Source organism: Polaromonas sp. P1_E12, from assembly GCF_056405975.1.
The window spans coordinates 259,377-282,273 of the sequence record NZ_JBFUBB010000002.1 but is presented as its reverse complement, the minus strand read 5'-3'; the positions used below and the strand labels follow the sequence as shown (position 1 = coordinate 282,273).

At 61.8% G+C, this 22,897-nt stretch carries 23 protein-coding genes; 5 read left to right on the top strand and 18 right to left on the bottom strand.

The annotated features are described in order from the left end of the window. Positions 1-272: 272 nt before the first annotated feature. The 10 genes from AC1D13_RS07125 to AC1D13_RS07080 form a co-directional block, all read right to left on the bottom strand. Positions 273-3,905: a hydantoinase B/oxoprolinase family protein gene (locus tag AC1D13_RS07125; RefSeq protein WP_477689261.1), complete on the bottom strand. Its 3,633-nt coding sequence runs from the start codon at positions 3,903-3,905 to the stop codon at positions 273-275. 68 nt (positions 3,906-3,973) lie between these two features. Next, positions 3,974-4,576 carry a nuclear transport factor 2 family protein gene (locus AC1D13_RS07120; protein ID WP_457280046.1) on the bottom strand — a complete coding sequence of 201 codons (603 nt, stop codon included), beginning with the start codon at positions 4,574-4,576 and terminating at the stop codon, positions 3,974-3,976. Positions 4,577-4,594: 18 nt separating this feature from the next. After that, entirely contained in the window at positions 4,595-5,557 is a 963-nt protein-coding gene (locus AC1D13_RS07115) for a TRAP transporter substrate-binding protein (protein ID WP_477689260.1), read from the bottom strand. A gap of 49 nt (positions 5,558-5,606) precedes the next feature. After that, on the bottom strand, positions 5,607-6,374 hold the full coding sequence (locus tag AC1D13_RS07110; protein ID WP_457280044.1) for a putative hydro-lyase: 768 nt from the start codon (positions 6,372-6,374) through the stop codon (positions 5,607-5,609). Positions 6,375-6,425: 51 nt separating this feature from the next. After that, positions 6,426-7,130 carry an ABC transporter ATP-binding protein gene (locus AC1D13_RS07105; RefSeq protein ID WP_477665614.1) on the bottom strand — a complete coding sequence of 235 codons (705 nt, stop codon included), beginning with the start codon at positions 7,128-7,130 and terminating at the stop codon, positions 6,426-6,428. Positions 7,131-7,132: 2 nt separating this feature from the next. Next, positions 7,133-7,843 carry an ABC transporter ATP-binding protein gene (locus AC1D13_RS07100; protein WP_457280042.1) on the bottom strand — a complete coding sequence of 237 codons (711 nt, stop codon included), beginning with the start codon at positions 7,841-7,843 and terminating at the stop codon, positions 7,133-7,135. Beyond that, complete coding sequence (locus AC1D13_RS07095; RefSeq protein ID WP_477665613.1) at positions 7,840-8,856, bottom strand: branched-chain amino acid ABC transporter permease; 1,017 nt, start codon at positions 8,854-8,856, stop codon at positions 7,840-7,842. Before AC1D13_RS07095 ends, AC1D13_RS07100 begins: the two co-directional genes overlap by 4 nt. A gap of 2 nt (positions 8,857-8,858) precedes the next feature. Then, on the bottom strand, positions 8,859-9,725 hold the full coding sequence (locus AC1D13_RS07090) for a branched-chain amino acid ABC transporter permease (RefSeq protein ID WP_457280040.1): 867 nt from the start codon (positions 9,723-9,725) through the stop codon (positions 8,859-8,861). 35 nt (positions 9,726-9,760) lie between these two features. Further along, positions 9,761-11,026, bottom strand: a complete 1,266-nt coding sequence (locus AC1D13_RS07085) for an ABC transporter substrate-binding protein (protein ID WP_457280039.1) — start codon at positions 11,024-11,026, stop codon at positions 9,761-9,763. A 121-nt stretch (positions 11,027-11,147) separates the two neighbouring features. Next, entirely contained in the window at positions 11,148-12,101 is a 954-nt protein-coding gene (locus AC1D13_RS07080; protein WP_457280038.1) for a LysR family transcriptional regulator, read from the bottom strand. A gap of 121 nt (positions 12,102-12,222) precedes the next feature. On the opposite strand from AC1D13_RS07080, the gene AC1D13_RS07075 reads away from it, so the two are divergent. Genes AC1D13_RS07075 through AC1D13_RS07065 form a run of 3 tightly spaced genes read left to right on the top strand, consistent with a single transcriptional unit; the run spans position 12,223 to position 15,034 of the window. After that, positions 12,223-13,206 (top strand): TRAP transporter substrate-binding protein, encoded by a 984-nt coding sequence (locus tag AC1D13_RS07075; protein ID WP_477689259.1) that lies wholly within the window; start codon positions 12,223-12,225, stop codon positions 13,204-13,206. A 2-nt stretch (positions 13,207-13,208) separates the two neighbouring features. After that, positions 13,209-13,718 carry a TRAP transporter small permease gene (locus AC1D13_RS07070; protein ID WP_477689258.1) on the top strand — a complete coding sequence of 170 codons (510 nt, stop codon included), beginning with the start codon at positions 13,209-13,211 and terminating at the stop codon, positions 13,716-13,718. 20 nt (positions 13,719-13,738) lie between these two features. After that, the gene (locus AC1D13_RS07065) at positions 13,739-15,034 is read left to right on the top strand and encodes a TRAP transporter large permease (protein WP_457280035.1); all 1,296 of its coding nucleotides are present in this window, start codon (positions 13,739-13,741) and stop codon (positions 15,032-15,034) included. A 12-nt stretch (positions 15,035-15,046) separates the two neighbouring features. Here AC1D13_RS07065 and AC1D13_RS07060 read toward each other — a convergent pair whose 3' ends face one another. After that, positions 15,047-15,763: an aspartate/glutamate racemase family protein gene (locus AC1D13_RS07060; protein WP_477689257.1), complete on the bottom strand. Its 717-nt coding sequence runs from the start codon at positions 15,761-15,763 to the stop codon at positions 15,047-15,049. Positions 15,764-15,811: 48 nt separating this feature from the next. On the opposite strand from AC1D13_RS07060, the gene crcB reads away from it, so the two are divergent. Together crcB and AC1D13_RS07050 are read left to right on the top strand one after the other, a co-directional pair. After that, a complete protein-coding gene (gene crcB / locus AC1D13_RS07055; protein WP_477689256.1) occupies positions 15,812-16,198 on the top strand; it encodes a fluoride efflux transporter CrcB in 387 nt (128 codons plus the stop codon). Positions 16,199-16,325: 127 nt separating this feature from the next. After that, positions 16,326-17,489 (top strand): helix-turn-helix domain-containing protein, encoded by a 1,164-nt coding sequence (locus AC1D13_RS07050; protein WP_477689255.1) that lies wholly within the window; start codon positions 16,326-16,328, stop codon positions 17,487-17,489. A gap of 15 nt (positions 17,490-17,504) precedes the next feature. Here AC1D13_RS07050 and AC1D13_RS07045 read toward each other — a convergent pair whose 3' ends face one another. From AC1D13_RS07045 to AC1D13_RS07015, 7 genes are all read right to left on the bottom strand, one after another. Further along, positions 17,505-17,990 (bottom strand): copper chaperone PCu(A)C, encoded by a 486-nt coding sequence (locus tag AC1D13_RS07045; RefSeq protein WP_477689254.1) that lies wholly within the window; start codon positions 17,988-17,990, stop codon positions 17,505-17,507. A 57-nt stretch (positions 17,991-18,047) separates the two neighbouring features. Beyond that, the gene (locus AC1D13_RS07040; RefSeq protein ID WP_457280030.1) at positions 18,048-18,620 is read right to left on the bottom strand and encodes a YcnI family copper-binding membrane protein; all 573 of its coding nucleotides are present in this window, start codon (positions 18,618-18,620) and stop codon (positions 18,048-18,050) included. Positions 18,621-18,829: 209 nt separating this feature from the next. Next, complete coding sequence (locus AC1D13_RS07035; RefSeq protein ID WP_457280029.1) at positions 18,830-19,210, bottom strand: DUF2946 family protein; 381 nt, start codon at positions 19,208-19,210, stop codon at positions 18,830-18,832. 224 nt (positions 19,211-19,434) lie between these two features. Further along, positions 19,435-20,208: a molybdate ABC transporter substrate-binding protein gene (locus tag AC1D13_RS07030; RefSeq protein WP_477689253.1), complete on the bottom strand. Its 774-nt coding sequence runs from the start codon at positions 20,206-20,208 to the stop codon at positions 19,435-19,437. A 140-nt stretch (positions 20,209-20,348) separates the two neighbouring features. After that, the gene (locus AC1D13_RS07025) at positions 20,349-21,194 is read right to left on the bottom strand and encodes an ABC transporter substrate-binding protein (protein WP_457280027.1); all 846 of its coding nucleotides are present in this window, start codon (positions 21,192-21,194) and stop codon (positions 20,349-20,351) included. Then, positions 21,191-21,880, bottom strand: a complete 690-nt coding sequence (locus AC1D13_RS07020) for an ABC transporter ATP-binding protein (RefSeq protein WP_457306875.1) — start codon at positions 21,878-21,880, stop codon at positions 21,191-21,193. Before AC1D13_RS07020 ends, AC1D13_RS07025 begins: the two co-directional genes overlap by 4 nt. Further along, positions 21,877-22,623, bottom strand: coding sequence for an ABC transporter permease (locus tag AC1D13_RS07015; RefSeq protein WP_457280025.1), 747 nt, complete (start codon positions 22,621-22,623; stop codon positions 21,877-21,879). The genes AC1D13_RS07020 and AC1D13_RS07015 overlap by 4 nt, the downstream gene beginning before the upstream one ends. Positions 22,624-22,897 lie beyond the last annotated feature (274 nt).

Below are 22,897 nucleotides of genomic sequence, written 5' to 3'. Positions count from 1 at the left end.
CCACTGTCCTGGCGATGGCCGATCGTTGCCGTGCAAAAAAAGATAGTGCTATACGGGAGGGAGGTCCGGTTTACGGCGCGTCCGCGATGCACAGCGTCGAGCCGTTTGCAGGTACTAAAGCCAGCCCCAAGTGTTACGGGCGGCTGAGCAGATGACTTTGCGAATGACGATCAGGCGCACGCGTGAACGGGCAGGCGCTTTACCCACCCGTCACAGCTGCGCGGTCGCTCCGCTTGGGAAGCAGGCCGGCATACACCGGCCCGTGATTGGCATCAAGCTTTCCCGAAGCCACCGCCGCCCGGCGTATGGATTTCAAAAATATCACCGGGCTGCATCTCGGCCTGGCCGATATGGCCCAGTGTTTCGATCTGGCCTTGCGCCCGGACCACAACGTTTTGCCCGACCTGCCCGGCCTGGCCCCCGGCCATGCCGAAGGCGCCGTGTTTGCGCCCGTTTGACAGGATGCTGGCCGTCATGGCTTCCAGGAAGCGCACACGGCGCACCCCGCCATTGCCGCCCTGCCATCGGCCCGCACCACCAGAGCCCTGGCGAATCTCATAACTTTCCAGCCGCACCGGGAAGCGGAATTCCAGCACCTCCGGGTCGGTCAGCCGCGAATTGGTCATATGTGCCTGCACTACAGAGGTGCCGTCAAAACCCGACACCAGCTTGCCCGCATCATCCAGCTTTCCGCCGGCACCCGAACCACCCGAAATGGTTTCGTAGTACTGGTGGCGTGCATTGCCGAACGTGAAGTTGTTCATCGTGCACTGGCCGGCGGCCATTACACCCAGCGCGCCATAAAGCGCATTGGTGATGCAGGTGGAGGTTTCCACATTACCCGCCACCACCGAAGCCGGCGGGTTCGGGTTAAGCATGGAGCCCGGCGGGATGATGACCTTGAGCGGCTTCAGGCAGCCCGCGTTCAGCGGGATGTCGTCGTCAACCAGGGTGCGGAACACATACAACACTGCGGCCATGCACACCGCCGTCGGCGCGTTGAAGTTATTGGTCTGCTGCGGCGATGTGCCGGTGAAGTCGATCTCGGCGCTGCGTCCTTTGACGTCAACACGGATGGACACCTTGATTTGGGCGCCGTTGTCCAGCGGCAAGGTGAACTCGCCATTTTTGAGGCGCGTGATCACGCGGCGCACCGACTCCTCGGCGTTGTCCTGCACGTGGCGCATATAAGCCAGCACCACCTCCAGGCTGAAGGTGTCCACCATCTTGCGCAGCTCCTGCACGCCCTTTTCATTGGCGGCGATCTGCGCTTTCAGGTCGGCCATGTTCTGCTGCGGGTTACGGCTGGGGTATTTGCCGCTTTTGAGCAGCGCAATCATTTCTGCCTCGCGCAGCACACCACGCTCTACCAGCTTGACGTTGTTGATCTGCACGCCCTCTTCTTCAATCAATGTCGAGAACGGCGGCATGGAGCCCGGCGTGGTGCCGCCGATGTCGGCATGGTGTCCGCGCGAACCGACATAAAACGTCGGCTGTGTCGCCGCACCAAGGTAGACCGGCGTAATGACGGTGATGTCGGGCAGGTGCGTGCCGCCATGGTAGGGGTCGTTCAGCACATACACATCACCAGGCTGCATCTTTCCGGCGTTCTCGCGAATCACCGTCTTGATGCTTTCGCCCATGGAACCCAGGTGCACCGGCATATGCGGCGCATTGGCGATCAGGTTGCCTTCGGTGTCAAACAGTGCACAGCTGAAGTCCAGGCGCTCCTTGATGTTGACCGAGTAAGCGGTGTTCTGCAGCTGCAGGCCCATCTGCTCGGCAATGTTCATGAAGAGGTTGTTGAAGACCTCCAGCAGCACAGGGTCTACCGTGGTGCCCGCCGCAAACTTCACGGCGCGTTCGGCCCGGCGGTCCAGCACCAGGTGGTCCAGCGCCGTCAGCGCGGCTTCCCAACCCGGTTCCACGACCGTGGTGGCGTTCTTCTCGGCAATGATGGCCGGCCCCGAGATGATGTCGCCCGGCCGCAGATCTTCACGCACCACCAGCGCGGCGTCATGCCACTGGCCGCCGGAGTACATGCGCACGGTTTCGCGGCGAGGTACTTCACGCGGCTCATGCGTGGTGTGGCGCGGCTCGGCAGGCGCGTCGCCTGCCACCACGGACTCTACCGACACGGCCTCAACCACCAGGCCCTTGCCCTGCATCAGGAAGGCAAAGCGCTGGCGGTAAGCGGCTTCGAACCCGGACTCGATCTCGTCCAGCGTACCGAAGGGCACGATGAGCGCGGAGTCACTGCCTTCATAACGCACATGCACGCGGTGATGCGTGGTGATGCTGCCGGTGCTGACCTGCTGGCGCTGCAGCTCGGCCTCTGCCGTCGCAGCGAGCGCGTTGAGCTTGTCGGCAATTTCCGGAAGCACGGCGGCCGAGAGCTTGAGCTCCACCGCCTGCTCACGAATCACATTCTGGTCGGCCAGGCCCATGCCATAAGCGCTCAGCACCCCCGCCAGCGGGTGCACAAACACCTTGGTCATGCCCAGCGCATCGGCCACCAGGCAGGCGTGCTGCCCGCCCGCACCGCCAAAGCATTGCAGCGTGTAGCGTGTCACGTCATAGCCGCGTGCCACTGAAATTTTCTTGATGGCGTTGGCCATCTGCTGGACCGCGATGTTGATGAAGCCTTCAGCCACCACCTCGGCACTGCGCCCGGTCTGCCCGGCCAGTTCGTTGAACTGGGCCTCTACCGCCTCGTAACTCAACGGCTCATCGGCATTGGGACCAAATACCTTCGGAAAGTAGCGCGACTGCACCTTGCCGACCATCACGTTGGCATCGGTCACCGCCAGGCGGCCACCGCGCCGGTAACTGGCGGGGCCTGGGTTGGCGCCTGCGCTCTGTGGACCAACCCGGAAGCGCTCGCCGTCAAATTTGAGGATGGAGCCGCCGCCCGCCGCCACGGTGTGGATACTCATCATGGGTGCCCGCATGCGCACACCGGCGACCTGGGTTTCGAATTCGCGCTCGAACTCCCCGGCGTAATGCGACACGTCCGTCGAGGTGCCGCCCATGTCAAAGCCTATGACCTTGGCATGGCCGGCGATTGCGGCCGTGCGGGCCATGCCCACAATGCCGCCCGCCGGGCCGCTCAGGATGGCGTCCTTGCCCTGAAATACATGCGCATCGGTCAACCCACCGGAAGACTGCATGAAAAAGAGCCGTACCCCCGGCATCTCACTGGCGACCTGTTCCACATAACGGCGCAGGATGGGGGAGAGGTAGGCGTCCACCACCGTGGTGTCGCCGCGGCTCACAAACTTCATCATCGGGCTGGTTTCATGCGAGGTGCTGATCTGGGTAAAACCCACCTCGGTCGCGATGCGCTTGGCGGCCTTTTCATGCTCCGTGAACCGGTAACCATGCATAAAAACAATTGCAAGGCTTCGCAGCCCCTTCTGGTACTGCGCAAGCAGCTCCTTTTTTAATAGCACTTCGTCGAGCGCCTGAAGCACCTCGCCTTGCGCGCCCACACGCTCCTGGGCCTCCACCACCGCGCTGTAAAGCAACTCGGGCAGCACGATGTGGCGGTCAAACAGACGGGGGCGGTTCTGGTAGGCAATGCGCAGGGCATCCCGAAAGCCGCGCGTGGTCACCAGCAAGGTCGGCTCACCCTTGCGCTCCAGCAACGCATTGGTCGCCACGGTCGTTCCCATCTTCACGCAGTCCACCACGTCGGCGCGTATCGGCTCGCCCGCTTTCAGGCCCAGCAGGTGGCGGATGCCGGCGACCGCCGCATCGCGGTACTGCTCCGGATTTTCCGACAGCAGCTTGTGCGTGACCAGCGAACCATTGGGCTTCTTGGCCACGATGTCCGTGAAGGTGCCGCCGCGGTCTATCCAGAATTGCCAACGGTCGCCGCCCGGTTTTGAAGTGGTGTCTTGCATAATTTTTTTGATTTCAGAGTTAACGTGTTCTTTGCTGATCTCTATGGATCTTATTGATCTTGCTGCTGTCAGACCTGGCTTGGCACGACGCTGTGAGGCGTTGCCGGCCGGGATCTCTTGTCCGGAAAATTGGCCATCTGCGCCCTGCCAATGTACCCAAGTACCGGCGCCAGGTGCTGGATGTCCGGCGCGCCCCGCAGGGCCGTTGAAGCCGGGCACCAGGGATAGGGAAGACCGGCGACCCAATCCATGACCTCGTCAGTGTGCGAGGCCGGCAGGGTCTGCATGCTCGCGATGGTGATTGAAAGGCTTTCCGCCAGACATGAAGGCGGCGAAAAACACCAATCGTAGCGACCACACCCGACCCGCACGGCGCGGCTGTCCTTTTCCGTCATGGCAACCAGCCAGTCACAGCAAAACACCTGCGCGTCGGCCTCCGGCGGCGAGCTCAGGCAGAAGGTGTAGACATTCTCGTAGGACTGGCCAAAACGGCGCACCAGCACCTCGCCGATGGCGTCCCTTCCCCGTGACACCGGAGGAAACGAGATCGCGCCGGTGTGGACGGTGACCTGCAGCAGGGCATCGTCCGTAAAGGCTTGCGCCAGCAGGTGAGGCCGGTTGCCATCCTTGGCATGAAGGTAGGCGGCGATGGATGCAGAAGGAGTTTTCATGCGATTCGAAGCCTGTGCTTATTGCGGCATGTAGTACGGCACGAAAATATCATTGGCTTCATTGCCCACCGATCGTATCCACTCGCGCGAGAACTTCTCGCCCATGCGCTTGATCTCAGTGTCCAGTTCGGGGGGAATGCGTTCTATCTTCACGCCGTTGGCGCGCAATTCCTCGGTCGCGCTGGTCGCCAGCGCCTGGCTGGCCTGCCAGCCGCGGACTTCCGCCTCGCCTGCCGCCTTGAGCACGGCAGCGCGCGCCTCGGGCTTCAGTGCATCAAAGACCTTGCTGTTCACAAACACCGCGTTTTTGGGGAACCAGGCATTGATCTCGTAGTAATACTTGATCGGGCCCCAAACCTTGTTCTCCACGCCGGTCAGCGCCGACGTGATCATGTTGTCCATCCGGCCTTCGGCCAATGCCTTGCCCACATCGACCATGGCCACATCCACCGGCTTGGCACCCAGCATTTCGGCGATGCGCATGGTGGTCTGGTTGTAGGTGCGCATCTGGGTGCCCCGAAAATCCGTCGGGCCCCGCACCGGCTTGTTCGAATGCAGGCCTTGCGGCGGCCACGGCACTGCGTACAGGAGCTTCATGCCATGCTCGGTGAAATGCTTTTCAAGGCCTGGCCGCTGTAGTTTCCAGAGGCGTTGTGCGTCCTTGTAGGAGGCCACGACGAAGGGAATGGAGTCCGCGCCAGCCAGCGGAATTTCCTTGACCATGCTCGCCAGGATGGTCTCGCCCGCTTCGGCCTTTCCCTGCTGCACGGCCGCGCTGATGTCCGCCAGCTTGGCCAGGGTGTTGTTGGGGTACACCTGTATGACCAGCTGTCCGCGCGTGGCCAGATCCACATCGCGCCCAAATTGCAGGAGGTTCTGCGTATGGAAGGACTCTGCCCGGTAGCCCGTGGCCAGCTTCCAGGTTGTCTGGGCGTGCGCTGCCCCCGCCGTGACGAGCACGGCTATTAAAATTGCTTTCATGGGAACTCCTTGGGAGTTGAGAATTAGCCCGGCGGCGGGTGCATGGAACTCACCCTTTCAGGTCCGTCACAAACATCTTGCCCGGCGCATGGGTGATGCACATCGACAGTCGGCTCTTCTGGGCAACCCATTGCGGCGTGACGCCGCAACCCCAAAACACCGGGATTTCATCATCCTTGATGTCGACTGCATCGCCGTAATCCGGTCGCGACAGGTCGGTGATGCCGATCGCCTCCGGATTGCCGATGTGAACGGGCGCACCATGCGCAACGTCAAACCGGCCAGAAATCTCCACCACCTTTGCCACATCGCGGCTCTTGATGGGCCGCATGGTGACGACCATTTCACCGCTGAACACACCAGCGGGCTGGCACTGGAGACTGGTACGGAACATCGAGACATTGCGGCCCTGCTCGACATGCCTCAGGGGAATGCCGGCCTGGGTGACCGCGGCCTCGAAAGAAAAACTGCAGCCGATCAGGAAGGCCACATAGTCGTCCTTCCAGATCGACCGGATCTCATCGCGCTCTTCAACAAACTCGCCGTCACGGTAAACGCGATAGCCCGGAATGTCGGTCGTGATGTCCGCCCCCGGTGCACACAAAGGCTCCGTGGCGCCCGGCTTCAGAACCTCCACCAATGGGCAGGGCTTGGGATTGCGCTGGCAGAACAACAGGAAGTCAAAGGCCTGGGCCTGGGGGACGATCATGAGGTTGGCCTGGATATGGCCGTTCGCGTGTCCCGCGGTGGGCAGGGCAAACTCGCCGCAACGGCTGGCCATCCGGAGGTCTGCGGGACGATCAAAAATCTTGTTCATGGCAGGGTAAAGCTTGATTGGAAAAAATAGGGTGATACAGCGGCTTTTCCGTCAAAGGCCCAGGTAGGCCTTTTTGATCCGGTCATCATTGAGGAGCTCATGACCCTTGCCCTGCATCACGATACGGCCAGTCTGGATGACATAGCCGTAATGCGCGATGCCCAGGGCCTTTTGCAGGTTCTGTTCCACCAGCAATATCGAGACACCTGTGGCATTGACCTGCTGGATAACCTCCAGCACCTTGGTCACAAACTTGGGCGCGATGCCCCACGAAGGCTCATCCAGCATCAGCAGCTTGGGCCGGGCCATCAGCCCGCGGGCGATGGCCAGCATTTGCTGCTCGCCCCCACTCATGGTACCGGCCAGTTGTGTGGCGCGCTCCTTGAGGATGGGGAACAGCTGCAGCATCTCTTCAATGCCCCGCGCCACCTCGTGCTTGTCCGTGCGCGTAAAGGCACCGAGCTCCAGGTTGCGAAGCACTGTCAGCCGGGGAAACAGGCGCCGGCCTTCCGGCACCAGCGACAGACCTAACGGGACGCGTTTGTGCGCCGGCATGCGGTGAACCGGCTCACCGTTGAAGGTAATACTGCCCGCTGCGGCGGCATTGAGGCCTGCCACGGCGCGCAAGGTGGTGGACTTGCCGTTGCCGTTGCCGCCTACCAGCGCGACGATCTTGCCGGGCTCGACCTGGAGGCTGACGTCGGAGATGGCCAGCACGTCGTCGTAGCAGACCTTGAGGTTTTTGATTTCAAGCATCTTCAGTCCCCGAGGTAGGCGGTAATCACGGCAGCGTCGTTCGACACCTGCTGCGGCGTGCCTTCGGCGATCTTCACGCCGCGGTCCAGCACGACGATCTTGTCGGCGATCGGCATGATGCCTTCCAGCACATGCTCGACGATCAGGCACGCAATGCCCTTGTCCCGGATCTTGAGAACGACGTCGACCGCTTCGCGAACTTCCGACGGGTTGAGACCCGCCATCACTTCATCCATCAGCAGGATGCGCGGCTGTATGGCCAGCGCACGCGCCACGGCCAGGCGCCGCTGCTCGCTGATGGTCATGCTGGCGGCAGGCCGGTCGGCAAAGCGTTCAAGCCCGGCAAAAGCCAGCCAGTCCATGGCAGCCTGGCGTGCCTTCGCAACGTTGTGCTGCAGCAGCATGGCCGCGGTCATCACGTTCTCGCAGGCCGTCATGCTGGTGAAGGTGCGCGCAATCTGAAAAGTCCGTGCCACACCGGCACGGGCGCATGTTTCAGGCGGCAGTCCTGCGATGTCGCGGCCGCCCAGCATGATGCTGCCCGATGTGGGAGCGAAAAACCCCGCCACGCAATTGAACATGGTGGTCTTGCCGGCGCCGTTGGGGCCGATCAGGCCCACCACCTGTCCGGTGTCCACGCTAAAGGACACATCCTGGTTGGCGACCAGCCCGCCGAAACGCTTGCTGACCTGTTTGACTTCCAGCAACTTCATACGGCCTCCTCGCCGGCGTTCTGCACGGTGGCGGTGGGCACCGCCATCTGCCGCGATGCATCGGCGCGTGCCTCGCGGCGCTCCCGGAAGCTGCGCAGCCAGCCAATGAGGCCCGTGGGATAAAAGACCGCGATCACGATGATGAGGCTCGCATAAATGATGACGTCAGTGCCGCGGCCCGTACCGCCGAAGGCAATGCGCGTGAATTCCTCGATGCTGGTCAGCACCACGGCACCCACAACCGGACCGAACAAGGTGCCCACACCTCCAAGAATGGATACCAGCGCCATCTTGATGGAGAGCGCCGTCGAGAGCACCGAATTCGGATCGATATAAAGTTCTTTCTGTGCGTACAAGCTGCCGCCGACTGCCGTGAGGAAAGCACTGACCGACAGTGCCACCTGCTTGTAGCGGGCGATGTTCACGCCGATGCTGCGGGCCGCGTCGGGTTCATCCTTGATGGCCCTGAAGTAGTAGCCGAGGTAGCTGCGCTCTATCCACCAGTTCGCGCCCAAGGTGATGATCAGCAGTCCCAGTGCCAGCCAGTAGTACGGCAATTTGGTAGCGAAGTTCAGCCAGAGCCAGCCTTGTTTGTCCATCGGCACGTAAAGCCCGACCGCCGCACCGCCGTAATCCCACTCAGTGAAGAAAATCTGCACCAGTTCGGCCACCGCGATGGTGGCCATCGCAAAGTAGTGGCCCTTGAGCCGGAAGCAGGACCAGCCAAACCCCAGGCTGAGCAAGGCTGCCACCAAACCGCCGGCGAGCACGCCTATCCAGGGATTGATGCCGAACTTGATCAGCAGCAGTGTCGAGACATAGGCGCCAAGTCCGTAGAAAGCCGCATGGCCGAGGGACACCTGTCCCGCATAGCCACCCACGATGTTCCAGGCTACACCCACCTGGGCCGCCATGAGGATGAGGATCGCCATGTTCAGGTGCGAGGCATCCGTGACCGCGGGGACGGCCAAGGCAAGCGCCAGAGCGGCGATAACAAAAAAGAGTTGCTTCATGATCATGCCTTGCCCATCAAACCCTGCGGGCGGAACATCAGCACGCCGAGGAACAGCACGAGCACGATGGCCGTCTTGTACTGCGGTCCGAGCAGCAGGCCGCCCATGACCTCGATCACGCCGACCAGGATGCCGGCCCAGAAGGCGCCCGAGACGCTGCCGAAGCCGCCCAGGTTGACCACCACAAAAGCCAGCAGGATGAAGCTAGCGCCAACGTCCGGAAAAATCGGGAAGAAGGTTGACAGCAGCACCCCGGCTGCGCCGGCGCAGGCCGCGCCTATGCCCCAGGCTAGCGAGAACATCTTGTGCGAATCAATGCCCATGAGACGGGCCGCTTCCTTGTCAGAGGCGGTGGCTTCCAGCGCCGCACCGAGCCGGGTCTTGTTCAGGAAGAAGTAAATCAGGCCGGTGACCACGACGGCCCCTACACCGGCGACCAGCTGCGGCTTGCCCAGTTGCACGCCCAACAGCTTGACCGTTCCGCTGACCGCCGAATTCTCGATGGAGCGGAAATCCGGTTTCCAGAGGAACTGGGCCACGCCGCGCAGCAGGATCATGATGCCGAAGGTCGTGAAGATCTGCGACAGCATGGGCGCGTTGATGATGCGCACGATCACCAGTTTGTACAGCAGCACGCCGAAGCCGAACAGCATGATCACTGTCAGCGGCAAGGTGAGCATGGGGTCCAGCGCATACAGGGAAAACAGCCAGAAGGCCGAGTACATGCCCAGCATGAGGAATTCCCCGTGCGCGAAGTTCACGATGTCCATGACGCCGAAAATCATGGTCAGGCCGATAGCCACCAGCGCGTAAATCAGCCCGATCAGCACGCCGGAGGCCAGCGTCTGAAGCAATATTTCCGTAGTCATGGTTGTCTCTTGGCTTTCAGGTCAAAACTCGCGGCTTATTTGCGCTGGTCCCACTTGGGCATGGGCCAGGTCACTTCACGCGAGGCCATGTCGAACGGCCAGACCGTGTTGTATTTGCCGCCGATGATCTGCACCAGGATGCCCTGGCCCAGGGTGTTCTGGCCGGTCGCATCGAACTTCACACCCTTCCACGGCATGATCAGCTTGCTGCCGGGCATGTCGGTGGCGGCCAGCGCCTTGCGGATGGCTTCGGGTTCGGTGGAACCGGCGCGGTTGATGGCGTCCGCCATCACCATCAGGCCGGTGAAAGTGCGCGAGGAATTGCCGGTGAAGTTGATCTTGTAGCGACTGTTGAACAGGTCGTTGACCTGCTTGATCAGAGGATTGCGGTTGGCCAGGTCCAGCGCCCAGACTTCACGCGTGATGATGTAGTCGGCGTCCTTGCCGAGTGTCCTGATGAAATCGGTATCGGTGAAGCCCGCGTTGTTCGCCAGGATCATGTCCGGCGAAAAGCCGAGTTCCTTGTAGGTCTTGATCGACAGGATGGCATCGGCCGTGTAGGACGACTGCAGCACCAGGTTGGGATTGGCGGCCTTGAGCGTCTGCACTTCCGAAGTCAGCTGCGTGGTCTTGGCCGGGTACATCACCTGCTTGACCAGGTTCTGCTTGAACTCGGGCGCGAGTTTGGTCTGCAGCTTGGTGGTTTCCGTACCCCACAAGCCGTTTTCGTTGAGGCTGGCGACCACGCCCGCCTTGATGCCTTTTTTGGCTTCGAGTTCTTTCAGGAAATCAAAGGCGTTGTGCACAAACAGGTCGTCATGCGGCGTGGTGCGAAAGAACCACTTGAAGTTGCGCTGCGTGAGCGATGCCGACGACGATTCAGGGTTCAGGAAAGGGATGCCGGCGCGCTCGGCGATCTGGCTGGCCGTGGCGGTGACGGCGCTGTTATAGGCGCCCACGAGTGCCACGACTTTTTCCTGCGTGATCAGGCGCTCGGCTTCCGTAGCGCCAGTCTGCGGGTTGGCCTGGTGGTCGGCAAACACCAGCTTGATTTTTGCGCCCTTGAGGTTGGGCAAGCCCTTGCCGGCAGACAGCGGCAGCTCGGAAACACCGGGCGCACCGTTATTGATGATGTCGGCGGCGAGTTCCAGCGCACTGCGCAGCTCGGCACCCACGGAGGCGGCCGGCCCGGTGAGCGGATAAAGCACACCGATTTTTATCTCTTGCTGTGCATGCACGCCAAAGGCCATGCCGGTTGACAACAACACTGCGGCCACTTTGGCCCACCAAGATTTCTTCATGACGCACTCCTCGTAAAAACATGACGGTTGGATGACATGTGACGAAGTGTGCGATTAGCAAATGACGAAATCAAACAAGTAATTTTTTGCTTACGTCATCGATTTTTTCGATGATTGGTATTTACCCTGACGCACCTTTTTTGCCTGTTTTTGCAACCCTGGCCGCCGGCTTGCGACCCGTTTTGGTGCCGGCTCCCGTGCTCTCCGCGGCAAACTGCACGGCCGACCTGACCACCGTCTCGACCACCGATGAAGTCGGGTCGGTGCGGTAGCTCGCGTGGATCGGCAACGACTTCACACGGGTGTCGCAGGTGAGCAATTTCAGGCTGGCGAACCCCGTCAGGCGCTGCACTGCGATGCGCGGCAGAAGGGCCACGCCAAAGCCGCCCTGCACCAGCTGGACCATCGCGGAAATGGATGAAATGGCATGCACCTTTTTGGGCTCCATGCGGTTCTGCTTGAACAGGTCGACCAGCGTGACGTGCGGCTGCGAGCCTTTCTGGAACGTCAGCAATTCCATTTCCGCGAGTTCATCCAGCCGGTAATTTCTTTTTTTATGCAGCGCCGGATTTCCCACAAAAGCCATATCCATGGGCGGCAAAGCCTGGTTGCGCACACCGTCCGCCGAAGCGGGCAACGCGGCGAAGACCAGGTCCAGCGTGCCGCGCTGCACCTGGTCCATCAGGATGGGCGTGGTTTCCACCGTCAGCTCCAGCTCCAGCCCGGGGTGGTCTACGCGGAGCTTTTCGAGCCAGGGAATCAGCCAGGAGTGCAACACCGATTCGATGGCGCCTATGCGCATCGATACCGCCATGGCCGCACCCGAACCCATCTCGTGTTTGACCTCGCGCTGCAGCTCCAGCAGCTTTTGCGCATAGACCAGGAAACGCGCGCCCGCGACGGTGAGCTTGAACTGCTTGTCGCGCCGGTCCAGCAGCAGGATGCCCAGCTCTTCTTCCAGTGTGGCGATCCGGCTGGACATGGCAGACTGCGTCAGGTAGAGCTTCTCCGCGGCGCGCGAGATACTTTTGAGCGAGGCAACCCAATAGAAAGCTTCAACAAAACGCAGGTTCATGGCGGGGCCTCAAGGTCGCAAAACAGGTAGGCGCCGGCTTTTCGGGGTATGCCCGGTGAACTGGCGCGGGATTTGCGTCTATCCTATTACTACTTACTAATTCCTTGTCCTGGAGCTTTTCATGAAATTCAAAGTCACCCTGGTGGCCGCCGCTCTCGCCTTCGGCGCCAACGCCTTCGCCCAGACCAAGTGGGATTTGCCCGCGGCCTACCCGGCCAGCAACTTCCACACGGAAACGCTGACGCAGTTCGCGACAGACGTCGACAAGGCCAGCGGCGGCAAACTCAAGATCACGGTGCACGCCAACGCCTCACTCTTCAAGGCCAACGAAATCAAGCGTGCGGTGCAAGGCGGACAGGCCCAGATCGGTGAGATCCTGTTAGTCAACTTCGAGAACGAGAACGCAATATTTGGTGCAGACGGCCTGCCCTTTGTGGCCTCCAGCTACGCCTCGGCACACAAGCTGGCCGAAGCGCAAAAGCCGGCGCTTGAAAAACTGCTGGGCGCGCAAGGCATGAAGCTGCTCTACACCGTGGCCTGGCCTCCCCAGGGCATCTACGTCAACAAGGAAATCACCGCCGTCGCCGACATGAAAGGCCTCAAGTGGCGCGCTTACAGCCCGGCCACCAGCAAGATTGCCGAGCTGGTCGGCGCGCAACCCGTGACCGTTCAGGCCGCGGAGCTGAGCCAGGCGATGGCAACCGGCGTCGTCAACAGCTACATGAGTTCGGGCTCCACCGGCTACGACACCAAGACCTACGAAAGCATCAAGTACTGGTATGACGTGCAGGCCTGGCTGCCCAAGAACGCCGTCATCGTGAACAAAAAATCCTTTGAGGCGCTGGACGCACCTACCCAGGCTGCCGTTTTGAAGGCCGCCGCGGATGCCGAGACCCGTGGCTGGAAAGTCAGCGAGGAGAAGAACGACTTCTACAAAAAAGCCCTGGCCGAAAAAGGCATGAAGATCATGACGCCCTCGCCCAAGCTGGTGGCCGACCTGCGCCAGGTGGGCAGCATCATGAAGGCAGACTGGATCAAACGCGCCGGCCCCGAGGGTGAAGCCCTGCTGTCTGCATTCGAAAAATCCAACGCAGCGAAGAAATAGCCATGCGCCGCATGCTCGATGCGCTGTATGACGGTGCGGCATGGCTGGGCGCCCTGTTCATGATCGGTACGCTGGTGTCGGTACTGGCCGGCGTCCTCGACCGCCAGTTCGCCTGGTCGCTGCGCGGGACCGACATGTATGCCGGTTACTGCATGGCTGCCAGCGGTTTTCTGGCGCTGGCCCACACCCTCAAGAAGGGTGAGCACATCCGCGTCACGCTGATCCTCAACGGCCTTCGTGGCAGCGCCCGGCGCGCGCTGGAAATCTGGGCCCTGGCCGCGGCTAGCGCCCTTTCGATGCTGTTCGCCTGGTACAGCGTCATGCTGTCGGTCAACTCCTATGCCTACCACGACATTTCCACCGGAAATGACGCTACGCCGCTATGGATTCCCCAGATCACCATGGGCGTAGGTGCCGTCATCCTGATGATCGCATTCATCGATGAACTGGTGCTGGAAATCAGAGGCCGGCGCACCCAGGCCAGCAGCGACGAAGCGCTGCATCACGAATAAGCAAGAACAAAAGAGCTTCAATGTCCGATCTCGCCATCACCTCGCTGCTGATACTTTCGCTTTTCCTGATTCTGGGCTCCGGTGTCTGGATAGGCCTCACGCTGTCGGGTGTGGCCTGGATAGGCATGCAGCTTTTCTCTTCGCGAGCCGCGGGCGACGCCATGGCGGTGACCATCTGGGGGTCTTCCTCAAGCTGGACACTGACGGCCCTGCCCCTTTTTGTATGGATGGGAGAAATCCTGTTTCGTACCAAGCTCAGCGAAAGCATGTTCAAGGGCCTCGCCCCCTGGGTCAGCCGGCTACCGGGTGGACTGCTGCACACCAACGTCATCGGCTGCACCATTTTTGCCGCGGTCTCTGGCTCCTCAGCGGCAACCTGCGCCACCATTGGCAAGATGACTCTGCCGGAGCTGGCCAAACGCGGTTACCCGGAAGACATCACGATAGGCTCCCTCGCGGGCGCCGGCACGCTGGGCCTTCTGATCCCGCCATCCATCATCATGATCGTCTATGGCGTCAGCGCCGACGTGTCGATTGCCCGCCTGTTCATAGCGGGTGTTTTTCCCGGCCTGTTGCTGGCTTCTCTTTTCTCAGGCTACCTGGTCGTCTGGGCCTTGCTCAACAAAGGCAAGATCCCGCCGCCCGATGCCGCGATGAGTTTTGGCGAAAAAATCTACGAGTCACGCCACCTGATTCCGGTCGTACTCCTGATCGGCGCCGTGTTGGGTTCCATCTATACCGGTGTGGCCACCGCGACCGAAGCCGCAGCCATCGGCGTCGTCGGCTCGCTCGTGCTGGCCGTCGTGCAGAGATCCATGAGCTGGAACACCTTCAAGGAATCCTTGCTGGGTGCGACGCGGTTGTACTGCATGATCGCGCTGATCCTGGCCGGCGCCGCGTTCCTGACGCTGAGCATGGGTTACATCGGGCTGCCGCGCCACCTGGCCGAATTCGTCTCCAGCCTCGGTCTTAGCCCCTTCATGCTCATCATCGTGCTGAGCATCTTCTACGTCGTCCTGGGCTGCTTCCTGGACGGCATTTCGATGGTGGTGCTGACCATGGGCGTCATCCTGCCCACGGTACAGGCAGCCGGACTGGATCTGATCTGGTTCGGTATCTTCATCGTCATCGTGGTCGAGATGGCGCAGATCACGCCGCCCGTGGGATTCAACCTGTTTGTGCTCCAGGGCATGACCAAAAAGGAAATCACCTACATCGCGCGAGTGACCTTGCCGTTTTTCTTCCTCATGTGCGGCATGGTATTGCTGCTCTGGTTCTTCCCGCAGATCGCCACCTGGCTGCCGGGCAAGATGTGAGGCCAGCGGCGCTCATCTCCACGGGCGCAGCAGCCGTTCATCGTCGGTCAGCGCCCAGGTCTTAAAGCCGGTGGCCTCTTCAATCGCTTGGCGATACGGCGGCAAGTTGGTGCATTCAAGCACTACCGCCTGGAGGGTAGGCTCACGCTGACGGAGAGCGATTGCCGCTGCCACCACGTCACCGCACGCCTTCTCCATGACCATGATTTGGCGATTCCCCAAAATAGCGGTGGCGAATTCACCGTCAGGATTGACCCCCTGCACCACCACATCCGCCAAGCGTTCATGAGTCACACCCGCTGCACACAAATGCTCTGCGCCCAACGCCGCTGAACTGATGGTCAGTACGCCCACCCTGGCGTGGCGTGCAAGCAGCGTCGGCAATTGAAGCAGGCTGGACGTGACAACAGGAACCGGCACGGCCGCCTGCAGCTCGTCCTGCAGCAGCACGAGGAAACCGCAGCTGGTGGTGATGGCCAGCGCGCCCTCGCTCGCCAGGGCCTGCACCGCCTGCACAAAAGCCGGCAGCACACCCGCAGCACGCAGGCCGGCGGCGGTCTGCACAATCTTGCCGGGCCCGGCTCCCGGCACCACCCGCTGGCGGACGGGCACGCCAAAAGCGTCGGGGTGGCCGATGTCACCCGGTAGCCGCGGAAAGCGCGTGTCGAGCATTACCACCCCCAGGAAGCCCGAAGGCTCGCTGAAAGCGGGTGCTGAGGTTAAAGTCATGGCTCTATTCTCCCGCCAAACAACCAACTCACCGCCGCCACTACCGTCATGCTGAACGTCATCGCGATTTCCATTGGAGCTTCAATCGGTGCGCTGGCGCGCTGGGGCCTTGGCCTGTGGCTGACGCCGGGCGGCCTCATTCCCTGGGGCACCCTTGCGGCCAATCTTATTGGTGGCTACCTGATTGGTATCTGCATCGCCGGTTTCCAGTCCATGCCGCAGCTGGACCCAGTGTGGCGGCTGGCGCTGGTGACCGGATTCCTGGGCGGCCTCACCACGTTTTCCTCGTTTTCGGCCGAAGTGGTGATCTTCCTGATGGAAGCGCGCTATGGGCTGGCCGCGCTTACGGCCACCGTACACGTGCTGGGATCCCTGCTGATGACCGTGGCCGGCCTCAAAACCGCTATGTTTTTTATAGCTACTAGCGCACGCTAAGAGTCGATTCCGGCCACTTTCCACCCAGAAAAAAAGTAATCACTCCGGTTTGCCTGTCCTATATTGCAGGAGCACGGCCATCCGCATCGCACGCTGCACGTGCCGCAGGAATTGGCCACAATGCACCATGGCATCCATGACCCCTTTTCACTCCGCCCCGGCGACGGGCGGGCAAGACAGGCTGGCGCGCATCGGACACGCTCGCCAGGCAGTTCTTCACGGCGATCCACTGCCAGCAGGCACCGCGCCGCTGGTTGAGAACTGGATAGAACGGTCCTGGATGCGCTGCCTGGCCCAGGGCCATCGGCCGGAGCAGGCTCCCTCCTTCGACATGGTTTCTGCCACCGCACTGCGGCGCACCCTGGAAGCCAACCACCGGCTGGTGCAGGCTGCGGCGCCTGTGCTGGAAAAGCTGGGCCAGGCCATTGCCGACACGCGCTACTTCGCCATCCTGACCAACCAGGCCGGCGTGGTCATCAATGTGAATGGCCCCATCGACCGGCGCGACCGCCGCGCCGACATGATCACACGCATCGGCACGGACCTTTCGGAACAACAAGTGGGCACTACCGCCATCGGCGCAGCGCTGACCGAACTGCAACCGGTGTGGCTGCATCGGGGTGAGCATTTTTTTGATGCCACCTCGGTCTACAGCTGTGCCGGCGCGCCCTTGTTCGGCCCCGACGGCCGCTGCGCCGGCATGCTGGACCTGACGGGCATCGAAGTGGTCGAGAGGCCCGAGCTCAAACACCTCGTCGCGCAATCCGCGCGCAGCATAGAGAACGCGCTCACTTTGGGCAAGCCCCATGCATTGCTGATCCGGCTGAATTGGCCGGGCCGCACGCTGGGAGATGAAACCGATGGGCTGGTGTGCGTGGATACCGATGGTTGCGTCACTGGCGCCAACCAGGCGGCGCGGCAGATGATTTCGCAGCTGGGCTTCACCGCAGGCATGGCGCCGCATTGCAACGATCTCTTTGCCATGCCCTTCGAAATGCTGTTTGACGCGGCGCAGCGCCAGGCGCCGGTGAATGGCGGCATCCTGGAGGTGCCGCTCTGGACGGGCCTGCGCCTGCATGCGCGGCCGCAGTTGCCCGGCCGAGACTCGCCGCCCCCTGCAACCAGCCTGCCGCCTTCAGGCGCCGCGTCGCGAACGCTGAAGGAACTCGAAACCGCCTTGATCCGCAAGGCAGTGACCGATTCACGCGGCAATGTGCTGCAGGCCGCAAAAGCGCTCGGCGTCAGCCGGGCCACGGTTTACCGCCGCCTGGGCTCGGGCAAACGCAGCTAACCCGGCAAACACAAATCAGTGCTTGTGCTCGGCCGCGGCACCGGCTGCTCCCGGTGCGGCGGTGGCAACCGGCAGCTTCAGCTCGAGCTTGCTTTCCACACCTTTGGCGTCCTTGAACAGCAGGGTCACGGGGATTGTGCTGTCTTTGGCCAACGGTGCCTTGAGGTCCATCAGCATGACGTGGTAACCCCCTGGCTTGAGCTCGACCTTTTTGCCGGCAGGCAAATCAAGCGATGGCACGGCCCGCATTTTCATGACGTCGCCGTCCATTTTCATTTCATGCACTTCAGCCACGCCCGCCACCGGCGACGACACGCCGATCAGCTGGGCCCCATCTTTGGCGGTGAGGCTCATAAAAGCCCCCGTGCCTTTTTGCCCTTGCACAGTAGCGCGCGCCCACGCCCCATCGACCTTGACTGCGGCCGTCTGGGCCAGGGCGAGCATGCTGGCCAGTGCCATCGAAAATGCCAACACGGCTTTTGAGAATTTTGCGGATGTCATGTGTAAATGCTCCTTGAAGCAGTGAATTGAATCTGAAACCAAGACTACAGGGCTCGCTCAGTGATTGTGCTCACCACCACCCGCCGACATCAGCTCCAGCGCGGCAGCAGGGTTTTTGAGATCGGACAATTTTTTTCCCGGCTGAGGCACTTCGGCCCAGTCAACCTTGCCGGTCTCGCAAACCTGGCTTACCGGCCAATACAACATGCCCGCTTGTGCAGGCAGTTTGGCCTGCAGCACAAATTCGTCGTACCAGTCGTTCTGCAGATAGTCAGCGGGGGTTTTAGCCGTCCAGCTGATTCGCGACACGTCTTCGGTGACGGTTTTGCCGTGGTCCAGCAGCGGCTGCGCCAGCTTCTCGCGTGTAACCTCCAGCGTCCAGCCTGCTTTGGGCATGGGCTTGGCACCCTGCACACCCGCGGGGATGGTGACCACGATCTGTTTGACGGGTGAATTCCCGCAGCCATGCCCGACCTTGAATGTGCCCTTGTAGTAGCTGCCTGCATTGGCGACCTGGTATTCCAGGGTGACGTGTGCGGTGGCAGGCAGGGATACAGCAATAAAGATAGCTCCAGCCCAATAGGGACGAGCGCAAGCAGCTATGGTTTTAATAGCATTTGGGTATTTCATGATTGATTCTTACAGGATTGAAAATTAAAGGCACCAGGATTTGCGGCTGAAATTAGGGCCAGCCAGCGCAGCGAGCGCCATGCCGAACGGAGCGCACGGGTGCGCAGAAATGGCTCGTGAAAGTGCACGCTGAAATGAACGATGGCACGGCGCCGGCCGCAAGGCCCGTGCGCGGGATGCCTGAGGCCTCCAGCGAGAGGCGGTTCAGTTCAAAGTGCGGGAGGTGCGCGGCTGAAAGGCAGCCCGGAGATGGCAGTGCCGGTGGTTGCCGGAATATCCGCCACCGCAACCGTGGTACCGGTGACACAGGAAACGCTTGCTACCGGTAGAGGTGGCAGCACCAGCCCTGCTGAGCCGCACAGGTCGCAGCGCTGGCCTGGGGAGGCTGCATTGCCATCGGTGGAGTCCATGCCGGCATCAGACGAAGCGGTGTTGACGCTGCAAATGCCGCTCAGCTTGCCGCTGCGCACGTCCTGGGCGAGCATGGACACCGGTGCCCACAACGCCGCCGCCACGGCCAGGAAAGCCAGCCAGGCGGCAAGGCGTTCCCATACGGGAAGGGTCGAGCGGGATACGGGGTGGTGGGGCACGGGGTGATTATATGTAGCCCCCACGCTCCCCCACTTCGTGTGGGTCGCTGCCCCCCGAGGGGGCCGCCCGCCCTGCGACCCGGCAAAGCCGGTTCCGCGGCTCATGCTGGATTAATGAGTGCAAGCGGGCAGCCGCGGGACTGGCTTTGCCAGACCGCAGGCGCCGCCCCCTCGAGGAGGGAACAGGCTACACGCAGTGAGACTGGACGGGGGTGGGTGTCTTGCTAGGGCGCCCCAAAACCAAACCGCCGAAACACCTCCTGCGCTTCCGGCGTCAACAAGTAGGCAGCAAACTGCCCAGCAGCAGCATCCCCGCTTCGCGCAGTCAAACCGTAGGCCGCACTCACCTGTAGAGCCGCCGGCATCTGCACCACATTCATCCGCGGCAGGTCCTTGCGAACCGCCACAGCATTGGTGCAATAAGTCAGGAACAGATCAGCACGCCCTTCCGAAACCAGCCACTCATAAACCCCCCGGCCTGCTGGAGGCTGGGGCGCTTCGGGTGAACCGGTGAGCTTGAGTGCCTTGGCGTCCAGTGCCGTGTAAGCACCGGGCTTGAGTGCTTCCGCCTTGCGGAACACTTCCCAGGCATAGTCCCCCGACGGGTCCGCCCTGGGCGTGGAAGTGCCGAGCTTGACGGCGGAGTCCAGCATCAGGTCGAGCAACTTGCCGGGCTCGGCGTTGAGCTGCGGCACGGCCAGTGCACACAGCTGGTTGCGCACAAACAGCGTGGGTTGCACCCATGCACTGCCCGCTGCGGAATAGAGGCGCTGGGGATGCTGCGTATCGGCCGACGCAAACACCTGCGCCGGCTCGCCCTTCTCGATGCGTTCGCGCAGCAAGCCAGAGGCGCCAAAGGTCAGCTGGGTTTTCACGCCCGTGCGGGTTTCATACGCGCGCGCGGCTTCAGTGAGCGCTTCGCGCAGGCTGCCCGCCGCATACACGCGCAGCGGCGCGGCGCCTTCAGCAGATGCTGCGGGCGATTGGGCATGCGCCATAGTCAGGCCTCCTGAAAAAACAACCAGCGCAGCAGCAATCCATGCCAGCAGGGGCCGCGGAACCGGCTTAGCCGGGCCGCAGGCGCCGCCCCCTTGAGGGGGGAACAAGCTACACGCAGTGAGCTTGGACAGGGGGGAACTCATTTTGCGTTTGGAAAGAACAGCTGCTCGCCATTGATCTTGTAGCCGGCAATCACGTTCTGGCCAGCTGGTGAAATCACCCAGTCCACAAACTTCTGCGCTTCCACCACTTTGGTCTGTGGATGCTTGGCGGGGTTCACCACCATCACGCCGTACTGGTTAAACAGCTTGGTATCGCCTTCGACCAGCACGACCAGGTCGCCGCGGTTTTTGAAGGACAGCCAGGTGCCGCGGTCGGCCAACACATAGCCGCCGCTGCTGGCCGCGATGTTGAGCGCCGGGCCCATGCCGCAGCCGCAAGCCTTGTAGTTGGCAAACGCAGGCTTGTCGCCCGGCGTCTCGACGCCCGCGGCTTTCCAGTAGCGAAGTTCGGCGGCGTGCGTGCCGCTCTTGTCACCGCGAGAGATAAAACCGGCATTGGCGGCGCTGAGTTTTTTCAGCGCTTCGACAATGTCCCTGCCCCTGGTTTTGGCTGGATCAGCTGCGGGGCCGATCAGCACGAAGTCGTTGTACATCACGGGAAAACGCTTGATGGCAAAGCCCTCAGCCACGACTTTTTCTTCCGCCACCTGGTCGTGCACAAAGAGCACGTCAGCATCACCCCGGCGGCCCATATCGATAGCCTGGCCGGTGCCGACAGCGACTACTTTCACGTCAATGCCCGTGGCTTTTTTGAACTCGGGCAGCAGGTAGGGAAACAGGCCTGACTGCTCGGTCGAGGTGGTTGACGCCATCACGATAGTGCTGGTTTGTGCTATCGAAACAGTAGCTGCCAGCGCAAGCGGGACAAGCGCCAAGGCCCTGATCGACCCGAAAATTCCCGACACCATGCTCAAGCTGTTCATGCAAGTTCTCCTTTTAAAAATGCTTCTGCCGCTGCGGGGACAGGACCGGTGAAAAAGGCCGCAGTCGGCAAGTCGGCTACCAGCCGGCCGTGCTCAAGGTAAATCACCCGGCTGGCCAGCCGCTTGACCTGCCCCAGGTTGTGGCTACTGAAAATGAGCGTCATGCCGGCATCGGCAAATTCCGCCATCAGGCGCTCGACCTCGCGCTTGGCCGTGGGGTCCAGGCTGGCCGTGGGCTCGTCGAGCAACAGGACCTGCGGCTTGAGCGCCCAGGCACGCGCCAGCGCCACACGCTGCTGCTGCCCGCCCGACAGCGCCTTGGCATTGCGTGTGGCCAGGTCTTCCAGCCCCACGCGCTCCAGGGCAGCCAATGCCTGGACTTTGGCCTCTTTCCAGCGCACACCACCCAGCCACAGTCCGAGTGCCACGTTGTTCAGCACGCTGGCGCGCAGCATGTAAGGCCGCTGGAACAGCATGGCCTGCCGCAATTGCACGTCGTGTTGAAAGCTGCCGGCAGAAGGCCGTACCAGGCCGTTGAGGGTTCGCAGCAGCGTGCTCTTTCCGCTGCCGTTGGCGCCCACCAGTGCCAGCCTTTCGCCGGCCTTGATACGCAGGCTGCAGCCGCTGAGCGCATGGACCTGGCCGAACTGCACACCGATGGCGTGCAGGTTGAAAACCTGCGTCATGGCTGTGCGCCCCCGGTGGCCAGGGCCACATCCGGCAGGCGGTCGTCGAACTGCTCGCGCCAGCGCCGCACCAAGGCTATCAGGATGTTGAGCAGCAGCACCACACCCAGCAGCACGATGCCCAGCGCAAGCGCCAGCGGCAAATCGCCCTTGCTGGTTTCCAGCGCGATCGAGGTGGTCATCACGCGCGTGAAGCCGTCGATGTTGCCGCCCACCACCATCACCGCGCCGACCTCCGAGATCGCCCGGCCGAACGCGGCGATCAGCACCGTCAGCAACGCATAACGCTCGTCCCACAGAAGGATGAGGCCTCGCACGAAGCGGCCCGCACCCAGCGACTGGAATTGCTCGCCATGAGAACGGTCGGCATCTTCAATCGTCTGGCGAACCAGCGCGGTGACGACCGGCAGCACCAGCACAGCCTGCGCCAGCACCATGGCCTTGAAGGAAAACAGCCAGCCCAGGAAGCCGAGGGGGCCGGTTCGGGAGAGCAACAGGTACACCACCAGCCCGACCACCACCGAGGGCAGGGCCAGCGCGGTGTTGAGCACAGCCAGAACCGCACCGCGGCCGCGAAAACGCGACACACCCAGCCACGCACCGAGCAGCAGGCCAGCGCTGCAGGCAATGAGACAGGCGCAGGCACTCACGGCCAATGAACGGGCCACGATGCTGGCCAGCATGGGATCGAGCGAGGTGATGAGCGTGAATGCCGTGGCGGCGCTGTCTGAGAAGGTGTTCATGTGGGAGATCTGCGGGGCACTGGTACTGCAATCCGGAAGTAGCGAAACACAATGAAAGTGATGGATTCGTGCCCAGGGCGAGGCGCAAGCCGCAGCGAAGGCTATACGCCTTCGCAAGGATTGCAACGCTGCCATGGGTTACGAATAAGCGCTTTCATGTTTCGATACTTCCGGATCGCAGTACCAATCGTAGCGCCCAAGTCCTTGATTTATATCGGGAATCATCGCTATGAATTGATTTGCATAGGCTGATCCCCGCTTCGCAGCGCGGCCC